An 11,878-nucleotide genomic window follows, 5' to 3' on the forward strand; every position below is an offset into this window, starting at 1 on the left:
TAACAAATCGGGAGGCACGCATGGCGACCGACAGCTACGATCAATTTCGCGAGGAGGTCGCTGGCCGCGCCAACGTCGCCGACACCGCCGCGCTCGTCGATTTTTACCGCGATCTGGAGGCGCAGCATGCCGGCGCGCTGTGGACGGTCGCGAACAAGATCGAGCCGTGGGAGCCGGTGTCGGGCTCGGTGCCGATCGTGTGGCATTATGACGGCCTGCGCGATCACGTGCTGCGCGCGCTCGATCTCGTCACGCCCGAGCAGGCGGGGCGCCGCGTGGTCTATCTCGCCAATCCCGGACGGCGCGACGTGACCGCGGCAGTCGGCTGGCTCTATTCGGGCATCCAGGTGATGGCGCCCGGCGAGATGGCGTCGAGCCACCGCCATTCGGCGTCCGCGCTGCGCTTCATCATGGAAGGCGAAGGCGCGTTCACCAATGTCGACGGCCATAAGGTGACGCTCGGCCGCAACGATTTCGTCCTGACCCCGAACGGCACCTGGCACGAACATGGCGTCGAGGCGGGCGGCACGGTCTGCACCTGGCAGGACGGGCTCGACATCCCGCTGATGAACGCGCTGGAGGCGAACTTCTACGAGGTTCATCCCGACCTGCAGCAGGCGGTCCCCTTCCCGATCGACGATTCCACCGCGACGTGGGGCAATCCGGCGCTCAAGCCGGCGGGCGAGACGTGGTCGAAGCGCTATTCGCCCCTGCTCAAATATGAGTGGGAGCCGACCTACGAGGCGCTGGTCAAATATGCGCGCGTCACCGACGGTTCGCCCTATGACGGCATCCACATGGACTATGTGAACCCCTTCACCGGCGGACCGCCGATGCTGACGATGGGCGCATCGATGCAGTTGCTGCGGCCGGGCGAGCATACCAAGGCGCACCGCGAGGTCGGCTCGTTCGTCTATCAATGCGCCAAGGGGTCGGGCTATTCGATCGTCGGCGGCAAGCGGCTCGACTGGAAAGAGCGCGACATCTTCGTCGTGCCGTCGTGGATGTGGCACGAACATGCCAATGGCTCGGCGAGCGACGACGCCTGCCTCTTCTCGTTCCACGATCTGCCGATGATGCGCGCGCTCGGCCTCTACCGTGCCGAAGGGCTGGCCGACAATGACGGCCGCCAGCCGGTCCTCTCCTGATTCCCTGTTGAAAGGTTAGTCATGCGTCTCGTGTCCTATCGCGCCTCGGTCGAAGCGGAGAGCCGCCTCGGCGTGCTGGTCGACCGGCTGGTGGTCGACGTGGCCATGCTGGGCGCGCGCGCCGGCGTCGCCCTGCCGTCGCGGATGCTCGACTTCATCGAACTGGGGCCGGTGGCGCTGGCCGAACTTGCGGCGTTGCTCGACGAGGCGAAAGGGCGCTGGCCGGTGGGCGGCGCGCTGCCGCTCGCCGACGTCCGGCTGCTCGCGCCCATCCCGCGCCCGCGCAAGAACATCTTCGGAATCGGTCTCAACTATATCGACCATGTCGCGGAAAGCGCGGCCGCGCTCGACACCTCGCCCGATCTGCCGAAGAAGCCGGTGATCTTCTCCAAGCCACCGACCACGGTGATCGCGCCGGGCGAACCGATCGTTCACGTTGCCGCGATCACGCAGCAGCTCGACTGGGAGGTCGAGCTGGCGGCGGTGATCGGCACCACCGCCAAGCGCGTCGAACGCGCCGACGCGCTGGCTCACGTATTCGGCTACACGGTGATGATCGATGTCAGCGCGCGCGACAACCGCCGCGCCGGGCAGTGGATCTACTCCAAGGGCCAGGACACGTTCGCGCCGATGGGCCCGTGCATCGTCACCGCCGACGAACTGCCCGAACCGCAGACGATGGACCTGTGGCTGACGGTCAACGGCGTCGAGAAGCAACGCTCGAACACCAGCCACATGCTGTTCAAGGTCGACGAACTCATCGCCGACATCAGCCAGGGCATCACGCTGGAGCCCGGTGACATCATCGCCACCGGCACGCCCGAAGGCGTCGGCGCGGGCCGCACGCCGCAGGAATGGCTGTGGCCGGGCGACGTGGTCGAATGCGGCGTCGAGGGCATCGGCACGCTCCGCCATCCGATCGTGGCGGGCTGAGCGAAGTCAACGCACTTGGTAAGCGCAGCGCTTGCCCTTCGACTAGGCTCAGGGCGAACGGAGCCTAGTCGAAGGCGAGCGCTACGCCGCCTCGGCCTGCACGCGCGGGCGCATGTCGGCGGGCCATGCCACCGCGCGACCGCCGTCCAGCTGCATGCACACCAGCACCACCTGCACGCGGAAGCGCGGCTCGACACCGCAGCGGACGGCGATCGCGAGCTCGAGCGAGCTTCGCCCGACCCGCACCACCTCCAGCTCGAAGTCGAGCAGGTCGCCCAGCCGGCTCGGCGCGGTGAACTCGCTTTCCAGTTTCACCGTCGGCACGCCGAGGCCGCGGCGAAGATGCATCTCGGCGAAATCGATGCCGACAACCGCGGCGAAATAGTCCTCCACCGCCGCATTCAACATCTCGAAATAGCGCGGATAGAAGACAATGCCGGCCGCATCGACATGCGCGAAGCGAACCTGCTGTTGCGACACGAACGTCATTCACCATCCTCGTCTTCGGCGCCGATCGAGCCCTTGAGCGTCGCCAGCAATCGATAGAGCCCCGCCAGATCGTCGCCCGGCATTCCGGCGAACATCGCCTTGATCCAGGCATGATGCGCCGCCGCCAGTTCGGCGAAATGGCTGCGGCCCTGCGCGGTCAGAGCGACGATCGACGAGCGGCGATCATCGGTCGAGGGACGCGTATCGACCATTCCGTCCGATTCGAGCTGGCGCACGAGTGCGGTGACGTTGCCGTTCGAGACGAGCAAGGCCCGCGAGAGCGCGCCCATCGCCACGCCCTCGGGGGAGCGATCGAGCGCCGCGAGTACGTCGAAACGCGGCAGCGTCGTGTCGAATTGCGCGACGAACCGACGGCGTAAGCGCTTCTCGATGATCGTCGAGCAGCTCAGCAGCCGCAGCCATACGCGCACATCCATGCGCCCGGCGAGCGCCCCGTCATGCTTCTCCCGGATGTGCCCGGTCACTCTTCAGCCCCTTTGCCCCGATCGGGCATAAGCGATCCTCATGCCGGTTTCGTCCGCTGTTGCAAGGTCCATGCGAGTTGCGCCTGCCCCAACGCATAGGCCGGCGGTATCGCGAGCCCGCGATAACCGGCCGCCGCCGCCGCGCGCATCGTCCAGGCCGGATCGGCAAGATGCGGGCGGCCGAGCGCGACCAGATCGGCGCGACCGGCTGCCAGGATCGAGTTGACGTGATCCGGCTCGAAGATGTTGCCGACCGCCATCGTCGCGCAACCGCCCTCGTTCCTGATCCGGTCGGACAGGGGCGTCTGGAACATGCGGCCATAGACTGGGCGCGCGCCGGGCGCGGTTTCGCCCGCCGAGACGTCGATCAGGTCCGCGCCGCCGTCGCGCAGCGCGCAGGCGATGCGGACCGCTTCGGCCGGGGTGACCCCCGACTCGCCCACCCAGTCGTTGGCGGAGATGCGCACCGCGATCGGCCGGTCCGGTCCCCATGCGGCGCGGACGGCGGCGAGAATCTCCAGCGGAAAGCGCAGCCGGTTTTCGAGGCTGCCGCCATAGTCGTCGTCGCGCCGGTTCAGCACCGGCGTGATGAAGCTCGACAGCAGGAAGCCATGCCCGGCCTGCAGCTCGATCATGTCGAAGCCGGCCGCATCGGCCCGCTCCGCCGCCCTTGCGAACGCGTCGCGGACATCGTCCATGCCGGCACGCGTCATCGCTGCCGGTGTCTGGCTGCCGGGCTTGTAGGGGAGCGCCGATGCCGCGAGCAAAGGCCAGCCGCCGTTCGCCAGCGGTCGATCGGGCGCGGTGAATCCCGGCTCGGTCGCGCCGCGCGCGCCGGCATGGCCAAGCTGGACGCAGAGCTTGGCCGCGCTGTTGGCGTGCACGAAGGTCGCGATCCGGCGCCACGCCGCGATATGGGCGTCGTCATAGAGGCCGGGGCATGCCGGCGTGATCCTGCCGTCGGCGGCGACCGCCGTCATCTCGGTGACGATCAGCCCTGCGCCGCCGAGTGCCCGTGCGCCATAATGGACCTGATGGAAATCGGTCGGCGTCGCATCGGTCGCGGCCGCGTAAGTGAGCACGGGCGACACCACCACGCGATTGGCGAGCCTCAACCCGTTCAGCAGGTAGGGCGCGAACATCGGCGGTGGCTCGTCATTGGCCTCGGCGCCGGCTTGTTCGGCGAACCAGCGCTCGATGCCGGACAGCCATGCGCGATCGCGCAGCCGCAGGTTCTCGTGGCTGACACGCTGCGAGCGCGTGAGCAAAGAGTAAGCGAACTGCTTGGGCGCAAAGCCGATGTAACGATCGAGCGTCTCGAACCATTCGGTCGAGTTGCGCGCCGAATTCTGGATCTTGAGCACCTCGGTATGGCGCTCCGCCTGATATTCGCCGAGCGCCGCGTTCAGCCGTGCGCGATCGGCGGCGACGCCCGGCCGGCTCATCACCTCGGCCAGCTTGATCGCGTCTTCCAGTGCGAGCTTGGTGCCCGAACCGATCGAGAAATGCGCGGTGTGGGCAGCGTCGCCCAGCAGCACGACATTGTCGAACGACCATTGGTCGCACAGCACCCGGCGGAAGTTGATCCACGCCGCCGAGCCCCGCAGATGGCCCAGATTGGTGAGCAGGGGCGCCCCGCCCAGATGGCGCGCGAAGATGCGTTCGCACGCGGCGACGGTCTCCGCCTGATCCATGCGATCGAAGCCCAGCCCAGCCCAGGTCGCCTCCGAACATTCGACGATGAAGGTCGAGCAGCCATCCTCGAAACGGTAGGCGTGCGCCCAGATCCAGCCATGCCCGGTCTGTTCGAACAGGAAGGCGAAGGCGTCGAAGCGGTGCGGTGTTCCCAGCCAGACGAACTTGTTGGCGCGCGTCTCGATATCGACCCCGAAGCGATCGGCATAAGCGGAGCGGATGCGGCTGTTGATGCCATCCGCCGCGACGATCAGATCGTAGCCGGCCCAACGCGACAGATCCTCGTCGAATTCGGTCTCGAACTCCAGTCGCACGCCGAGCGCGCGGGCGCGGTCCTGCAGCACGTTGAGCAGGCGCTTGCGGCCGATGCCGATGAAGCCATGGCCGCCGGATCGCTCGACATGGTCGCCGACCACCACCTCGATATCGTCCCAATGCGCGAACTCGGCCGCGATCGCGGCGGCGCTCTCGGGATCGTTGGCGCGCAGATTGTCGAGCGTCTGGTCGGAGAAGACGACACCCCAGCCGAACGTGTCGCCGGCGCGGTTGCGCTCGACCACGACGATGTCGTGCGCGGGATCGCGCAGCTTCATCGAGATCGCGAAGTAGAGCCCCGCCGGACCGCCACCCAAACACGCCACCCGCATGTGCGACCTCCATTTGTTTTAAGGCTAAAGCTTCCCGGTAAAGCGCGCAAGGCCCGGAGCGTCAGCCTTCGGCGAGATTGACGTAGAGCTGATCGAGCAAGTGCGTCAGCTGGTCGAAGTCCGCGGCCGACAGGCCGGCGATGATGCGCGTATAGAGCGGCGAAGCGGCCGAGCGCGCTTTCTCCAGCGTCGCCTCGCCGTGCGGCGTCAATGCCACCAACGTCACCCGCGCATCGTCCGCACTGGGGCCGGACGCGACCAGATCGGCAGCCGCCATCCGCTGCACGATGCGCGTCATGGTCGACAGCGGGATCACCGCCGCCTCGGCGAGATCGCGGACGCCGCGCGGATGGCGCTCGCCGAGGATCATCAGCACGCGCCAGCTCGGGATATCGAGGCCGATCGCGCGCAGCCGCGGCTCGAGCGCGCCGTTGTAGCGACTCACCAGCCGGTTGAGCAGAAAGAAGGGATATTTATCGACGCAAAATGCCGGCGTCCCCGGATCGCCGAGCCTGCGATTGTCGTCCCGCCCCTGCCCCATAGGCCCCAGCCTTACCGAAGCAGCCAAGGCCCGGCAACGATGCCGCGCTTTTTACTTGCACCTGCACGTTTCATCCGTCAGCCTCTGCTCGTTCCACATGAACATCGGGGGCCGTCTCATGTCGCTCGCCACGCTCACCCACTTCGCCGAGTCGATCGCCAGCGGCGCGATCCGGACGGTCGACCTCACCCAGACATTGTCGGAAGACACGCCGCTGCTCGTGCTGCCCGAGCCGTTCGGCCAGACGGCCGGGTTCAAGCGCGAGGAGATTTCGCGCTACGACGATCGCGGCGTCGCCTGGTATTGGAACAATTTCACGGTCGGCGAGCATACCGGCACGCATTTCGACGCGCCTGTCCATTGGGTGACCGGCAGGGATCTGGCCGACAATACAGTCGACGCGATCGCGCCGCGCAACTTCATCGCGCCGGCCGTGGTGATCGACTGCTCGGCCGAATGCGCCGCCGATCCCGATTTCACGCTCACGCGCGAGGGCATCGAGGCGTGGGAGGCGGCGCATGGCCGCATTCCGCCACGATCGTGGGTGCTGTTCCGCACCGACTGGTCGAAGCGCACGGGCGACGCCTACACCAATCGCCAGCCCGACGGCGCGCACACGCCCGGCCCGGATCCCGAGGCGTGCCGCTTCCTGATCGAGGAGCGCGACGCGCACGGCTTCGGCGTCGAGACGATCGGCACCGATGCCGGCCAGGCGCATCTGATGAACCCGCCCTACCCCGCGCATACCCTGTTCCACGGCGCCGGCCGCTACGGCCTGCAATGCCTGCAGAATCTCGACCAGCTGCCGCCGACCGGCGCGGTGATCGTGTCGGCACCGCTCAAGATCGAGGGCGGCTCGGGCAGCCCGTTACGCGTGCTCGCCTTGGTCGCAGGATAGGATCGTGGCCGAACGCTCGTTCAAGAAAGAGGTCGAGAAACTCCGCCTCGGCGCGGGCGAGACGTTCGAGGGCGAGGGCATCCTCGCGGTCACCAAGGCACTGCTGCAGGCGGGGGTCGCTTATGTCGGCGGTTATCAGGGCTCGCCGATCAGCCATCTGATGGACGTGTTCGCCGACGCCGATCCGCTGTTGCGCGAACTGGGCGTCCACTTCGAATCGAATGCGAGCGAGGCGGCGGCGGGCGCGATGCTGGCGGCATCGGTCAATTACCCCTTGCGCGGCGCGGTGGCGTGGAAGTCGGTCGTCGGCACCAACGTCGCGTCCGACGCGCTGTCCAATCTCGCCAGCGGCGGCGTCACCGGCGGCGCGCTGGTGATCGTCGGCGAGGATTATGGCGAAGGCTCCTCGATCATGCAGGAGCGCACCCACGCCTTCGCGATGAAGAGCCAGATGTGGCTGATCGATCCGCGTCCCAACCTGCCGACGATCGTCGCAATGGTCGAAAAGGGCTTCGAGCTGTCCGAGGCGTCGAACACGCCAGTGATGATCGAGATGCGCGTGCGCAGCTGCCACATGACCGGCAGCTTCGTCGCGCGCGACAACCGCCGCCCGTCGATGACCGTCGGCGAGGCCGCCGCCAATCCGCGCCGCGACGTCGGCCGTATCGTGCTGCCCCCGGCCGTGTTCGTGCACGAGGTCGAGAAGGTCGAGCAGCGCTGGCCCGCCGCGCAGCGCTTTGTCGCCGAGCAGCGGCTGAACGAATGGTTCGGCCCCGCGCAGGACACGATCGGCATCATCGTCCAGGGCGGCCTGTTCAACACGCTGAACCGGGCATTGGAGCTGGCCGGCCTGTCCGACGCCTATGGCGCGATGCAGGTGCCGGTCTATTGCCTCAACGTCACCTATCCCCTGATCCCCGCGGAAGTGACCGCCTTCTGCGCCGGCAAGTCCGCGGTGCTGATCCTCGAGGAAGGGCAGCCCGAATTCATCGAGCACGAGCTCAACACTTTGATGCGCCGCGCCGACCTGCAGACGGGGATCGTCGGCAAGGACATCATGCCGCGTGCCGGCGAATATACGGGGCAGGTGCTGCGCGACGGCGTCGTCGCTTTCCTGCGTGCCTACGCGCCGGAGCGCGCGCCCGAGTCATTACCCGCGCCGGCCGCCGAGCCCGAGCTGGCCAAGGCGGTGCCGGGCCGCCCGCCCGGCTTCTGCACGGGCTGCCCCGAGCGGCCGATCTTCTCGGCGATGAAGCTCGTCCAGCGCGAACTGGGCGAGCTGCACGTCTCGGCCGACATCGGCTGCCACCTCTTCTCGATCCTGCCGCCCTTCCACATCGGCAACACGACGATGGGCTATGGCCTCGGCACCGCCGCCGCCTCGGCATTCAAGCCCGCCGGCAAGCGGGCGGTGGCGATGATGGGCGATGGCGGCTTCTGGCATAACGGGCTCACCTCCGGCCTCGGCAACGCCGTGTTCAACCAGGACGAGACGGTGACGATCGTCGTCGACAACGGCTATTCGGCCGCGACCGGCGGACAGGACATCCTGTCATCGCGCGCCCGCAACGACACGCGCGCGACCAACCACCCGATCGAGCGCGCGGCACGCGGCATCGGCGTCACATGGGCGCGCACCCTTTCCCGCACCTACGATGTGGCAAAGATGCGCGACACGCTCCGCGAGGCGCTGACCAGCCCCGAGGCGGGGCCGAAGCTGATCGTCGCGCAATCCGAATGCATGCTCAACAAGCAGCGGCGCGAGAGGCCGCTGCTCGCCAAGGCGGCGAAAGAGGGCAAGCGCGTGGTGCGCGAGCGCTTCGGGGTCGATCCCGACACCTGTACCGGCGATCATGCCTGCATCCGCCTGTCGGGCTGCCCCTCGCTCAGCATCCGGCCCAACCCCGATCCGCTGCGCACGCATCCGGTGACGCACATCGACAATAGCTGCGTCGGCTGCGGCAATTGCGGCGAGGTGGCGCATGCCGCCATCCTCTGCCCCTCCTTCTACAAGGCGCGCATCGTCACCAACCCGACGCGCTGGGACCGCCTCAAGGCGCGCGCACGCGGCGCGGTGATCGGCTGGCTGCAGCGGCGCCACGCCCAAGGCATCGCCGCGCGGGCCTTCTGATGGATCTTGCGCTCCCCACCGACCGCGACCGCATCACGATCGCCATTCTCGCTCTCGGCGGCGAAGGCGGCGGCGTGCTCGCCGAATGGATCCAGCAGCTCGCGCGCGCCAACGGCTATGTCGCGCAGGGCACATCGGTGCCGGGCGTGGCGCAGCGCACCGGCTCGACGGTCTATTATATCGAGCTGGTGAGGGCCGGTGCGCCCGGCGCCAACCGGCCCGATCCGGTGCTGGCGATGATGCCGGTGCCGGGCGATGTCGACATCGTGATCGCCTCCGAGCTGATGGAGGCGGGGCGCGCGGTGCTGCGCGGCTTCGTCAGCGAGGATCGGACGACGCTGATCGGCTCGACCCACCGTATCTACGCCATCTCCGAAAAGGTGGCGCTGGGCGACGGGCGCGGCGCGGCAGAACGCATCCTCGACGCGGCCGAGCGACGTGCGCGGCGTTTCATCCGTTTCGACATGGCCGCCGCCGCCGCGCAATCGGGCAGCGTCATCAGCGCGATCATGTTCGGCGCGCTGGCGGGCAGCGCGGCTTTGCCGTTCGCGCGCGAAGCGTTCGAGGCGGCGATCCGCCATGGCGGCAAGGCGGTGCCCGCCAATCTCGCGGGCTTCGGGCTCGGGCTCACCCGCGCGCAGGATGGCGAACCGGTCGCGGCCGTCGAGGTGACGGCGCCCCCCGCGCCGACGACCGAAGCCGGGCGCGCGCTGCAGGCACGGATCGAGGCCGAGCTGCCAGCGCAGGCATGGCCGCTAGCGATCGAGGGTGTGCGCCGGCTGATGGACTATCAGGACCGTGCTTATGCCGATCTCTATCTCGATCGGCTGGCGGCGCTCGCCGCGCGCGACGACGACAACGATGACCGGCGGCTGACAGGGGAGGCCGCGCGCCATCTCGCGCTCGCCATGGCTTATGAAGACACGATCCGCGTCGCCGATCTGAAGGTGCGCGCCACCCGCAGCGCGCGCGTCGCCGGCGAGGTACGGCTCGCGCCCGATCAGGTGATGGCCGTCACCGATTACATGCACCCCCGCCTGCGCGAAGTGTGCGAGACGTTGCCGGCGGCGATCGCCCGCTTCATCCTCGACCGTCCGCGCCTCACCCGCATGCTGGAGCCGTTGTTCAAGCGAGGCCGCCATGTCGAGACGACGCGCCTGCGCTGGTTCCTGCTGCTGCGCTTGCTCGCGGGCATGCGCGTGATCCGCCGCGCCACGTTGCGCTATGCCGAGGAACAGGCGCGGATCATCTCATGGCTGGCGCTGGTCGATGCGCTCGCCGCCACCGATCGCGCGGCTGCTGCCGAATTGATCGCCGCCCGCGACCTGGTCAAAGGATATTCGGACACGTTCGAGCGCGGCCTTGCCCGGTTCGAGGCGATCGCTGGCGCCGCGCGCGACCTTGTCGGCCATCCCGAAGCCGCCACGCGTATCGCGGCGTTCCGGGCGGCGGCACTAGCCGACGAGAATGGGGCAGCCCTCGCCTGCGCGATGGCGGCCGCCTGATCAGCGGGTGAACGGTCCCGGCTGGCCTTCGACACTGAGGAAGTCGATCAGCGCGATCTTGCCGTCGCGCAATGTCGCATAGCCCATCACCATCTCGTGGCCCGGCTTCCCGCCCTCGACCGCATCGATCAGGTGATAGGTGAAGATCTTGGTGCCGTCGGGCGAGGAGAAGGCCTGCGCGAACGGCAGCTTGATCTCCACCGCCTGCGCATGCGCCTGGATCATCCTGAAACGGGCGGCCAGTGCCGGCAGCCCGCGTGCGCGTTCGGTGCCATTGATCCGCATCGCCCCGTCGGCGGTAAAGTAGCGCCCGAACGCGTCGGCGGTGAACCCTTGCGGATCCTTGAAGGCACCGTTCCACCACACGAACATGCGCGTCAGCACGTCGCTTTGCACCGGTGCGGAAAAGGTCGCCGGCGGCGCGGCCGCCACTGGCGCCGCGACCGCCCCGATCGACAACGCAAATGCCAGCGCGCGCCTCATGCGACCGCCGCGATCGCTTCGATCTCGACGAGGAAATCGGGCAGCGCCAGCGCCTGCACGCCGATGAACGTGTTCGGCGCTGGCACCGCGCCCTCGTAGAAGGCACCGATTTCGGGCAGCACCACACCGAGCTTGTCGGGGCTGTGATCGACCACGTAGGTGCGCAAGCGGACGATGTCGGCCGGCGTCGCGCCCACTTCGGCCAGCACCGCCTTCAGATTGGCGAGCGCGGCGCGGGTCTGCGCACCGAGATCGCCCGCACCGACCACCTGATGATCCTTGTCCCACGCCACCTGCCCGGCGAGATGGAGCGTGCGTCCGCCATCCTGCAGCGTGGCATGCGAGAAACCGTAGCCGACCGCGTCGTAGAGGGCGGCGGGATTGATGCGCTCGATCGGCATGTCAGGGCTCCTTGTGTTGATCAGTCGACGATTTCGAGCGGATTGCCGAAGGGATCGCGGCAATAGAGATTCTTCTTGCCGGCGAGCGGCCCGGCCGGAATCTCGATGATCTCCATCACCGTGCAGCCCTTGGCGGCAAGCCATGCGCGTGCCTTGTCGACGTCGTCGACGCGCAGCGCGAGGTGGTGGCCACCGATGTCGCACACGCGCGGATGCGTCGTGCCGCGACCGGCCGGGGCGTCATACTGGACGAGCTGGAGGTTCAGATTGTCGGCGAGCTTCAGCATCGCAAGCGTGAGCGTCGCGCCTTCCACGCCGACATGCGCGCCCATCCAGTCGCGCCCATCCGCCAGCGGCGGGATCTCCGCGCCGACCAGCGGTCCCATGCGGAACAATTCGGTCGCGCCGAACGCGTCGGCATAGAAAGCGACCGCCGCATCGAGATCGGCGACGGTGAAAGAGACGTGATCGGCCGCGATCAGGCGCGGCGCGTCGGTATCTGGCATCGGCTTCGGTTCCCTC

The 11,878-nt window shown here is 68.0% G+C and carries 12 protein-coding genes; 5 read left to right on the top strand and 7 right to left on the bottom strand.

The window, feature by feature from the left end; all coding sequences use genetic code 11:
- Positions 1 to 20: 20 nt before the first annotated feature.
- Together K8P63_RS10750 and K8P63_RS10755 are read left to right on the top strand one after the other, a co-directional pair.
- On the top strand, positions 21 to 1,148 hold the full coding sequence (locus K8P63_RS10750; protein WP_223796030.1) for a cupin domain-containing protein: 1,128 nt from the start codon (positions 21 to 23) through the stop codon (positions 1,146 to 1,148).
- A gap of 21 nt (positions 1,149 to 1,169) precedes the next feature.
- Positions 1,170 to 2,081 (top strand): fumarylacetoacetate hydrolase family protein, encoded by a 912-nt coding sequence (locus K8P63_RS10755; RefSeq protein WP_223796031.1) that lies wholly within the window; start codon positions 1,170 to 1,172, stop codon positions 2,079 to 2,081.
- Positions 2,082 to 2,162: 81 nt separating this feature from the next.
- Here the strand turns inward: K8P63_RS10755 and K8P63_RS10760 are convergent, their stop codons facing one another.
- The 4 genes from K8P63_RS10760 to K8P63_RS10775 form a co-directional block, all read right to left on the bottom strand.
- Entirely contained in the window at positions 2,163 to 2,570 is a 408-nt protein-coding gene (locus tag K8P63_RS10760; RefSeq protein WP_223796032.1) for an acyl-CoA thioesterase, read from the bottom strand.
- Positions 2,567 to 3,055 (bottom strand): MarR family winged helix-turn-helix transcriptional regulator, encoded by a 489-nt coding sequence (locus K8P63_RS10765; RefSeq protein ID WP_223796033.1) that lies wholly within the window; start codon positions 3,053 to 3,055, stop codon positions 2,567 to 2,569. Before K8P63_RS10765 ends, K8P63_RS10760 begins: the two co-directional genes overlap by 4 nt.
- Positions 3,056 to 3,093: 38 nt before the next feature.
- Complete coding sequence (locus K8P63_RS10770; RefSeq protein WP_223796034.1) at positions 3,094 to 5,397, bottom strand: bifunctional salicylyl-CoA 5-hydroxylase/oxidoreductase; 2,304 nt, start codon at positions 5,395 to 5,397, stop codon at positions 3,094 to 3,096.
- 61 nt (positions 5,398 to 5,458) lie between these two features.
- Positions 5,459 to 5,938: a MarR family winged helix-turn-helix transcriptional regulator gene (locus K8P63_RS10775; RefSeq protein WP_223796035.1), complete on the bottom strand. Its 480-nt coding sequence runs from the start codon at positions 5,936 to 5,938 to the stop codon at positions 5,459 to 5,461.
- A gap of 118 nt (positions 5,939 to 6,056) precedes the next feature.
- Between K8P63_RS10775 and K8P63_RS10780 the strand changes: the two genes are divergently transcribed.
- Genes K8P63_RS10780 through K8P63_RS10790 form a run of 3 tightly spaced genes read left to right on the top strand, consistent with a single transcriptional unit; the run spans position 6,057 to position 10,472 of the window.
- The gene (locus tag K8P63_RS10780; RefSeq protein ID WP_223796036.1) at positions 6,057 to 6,836 is read left to right on the top strand and encodes a cyclase family protein; all 780 of its coding nucleotides are present in this window, start codon (positions 6,057 to 6,059) and stop codon (positions 6,834 to 6,836) included.
- A 4-nt stretch (positions 6,837 to 6,840) separates the two neighbouring features.
- Positions 6,841 to 8,967: a thiamine pyrophosphate-dependent enzyme gene (locus tag K8P63_RS10785; RefSeq protein ID WP_223796037.1), complete on the top strand. Its 2,127-nt coding sequence runs from the start codon at positions 6,841 to 6,843 to the stop codon at positions 8,965 to 8,967.
- Positions 8,967 to 10,472 carry an indolepyruvate oxidoreductase subunit beta family protein gene (locus K8P63_RS10790; RefSeq protein WP_223796038.1) on the top strand — a complete coding sequence of 502 codons (1,506 nt, stop codon included), beginning with the start codon at positions 8,967 to 8,969 and terminating at the stop codon, positions 10,470 to 10,472. The genes K8P63_RS10785 and K8P63_RS10790 overlap by 1 nt, the downstream gene beginning before the upstream one ends.
- On the opposite strand, the gene K8P63_RS10795 is transcribed toward K8P63_RS10790, so the two are convergent.
- The 3 genes from K8P63_RS10795 to K8P63_RS10805 are packed head-to-tail and all read right to left on the bottom strand — an operon-like array spanning position 10,473 to position 11,862.
- A complete protein-coding gene (locus K8P63_RS10795; RefSeq protein ID WP_223796039.1) occupies positions 10,473 to 10,955 on the bottom strand; it encodes a hypothetical protein in 483 nt (160 codons plus the stop codon).
- Positions 10,952 to 11,356 carry a RidA family protein gene (locus K8P63_RS10800; protein WP_223796040.1) on the bottom strand — a complete coding sequence of 135 codons (405 nt, stop codon included), beginning with the start codon at positions 11,354 to 11,356 and terminating at the stop codon, positions 10,952 to 10,954. Before K8P63_RS10800 ends, K8P63_RS10795 begins: the two co-directional genes overlap by 4 nt.
- 20 nt (positions 11,357 to 11,376) lie before the next feature.
- Positions 11,377 to 11,862 carry a VOC family protein gene (locus tag K8P63_RS10805; RefSeq protein WP_223796041.1) on the bottom strand — a complete coding sequence of 162 codons (486 nt, stop codon included), beginning with the start codon at positions 11,860 to 11,862 and terminating at the stop codon, positions 11,377 to 11,379.
- Positions 11,863 to 11,878: the final 16 nt, after the last annotated feature.

Source organism: Sphingomonas nostoxanthinifaciens (genome assembly GCF_019930585.1).
Classification (GTDB): Bacteria; Pseudomonadota; Alphaproteobacteria; order Sphingomonadales; family Sphingomonadaceae; genus Sphingomonas_I; species Sphingomonas_I nostoxanthinifaciens.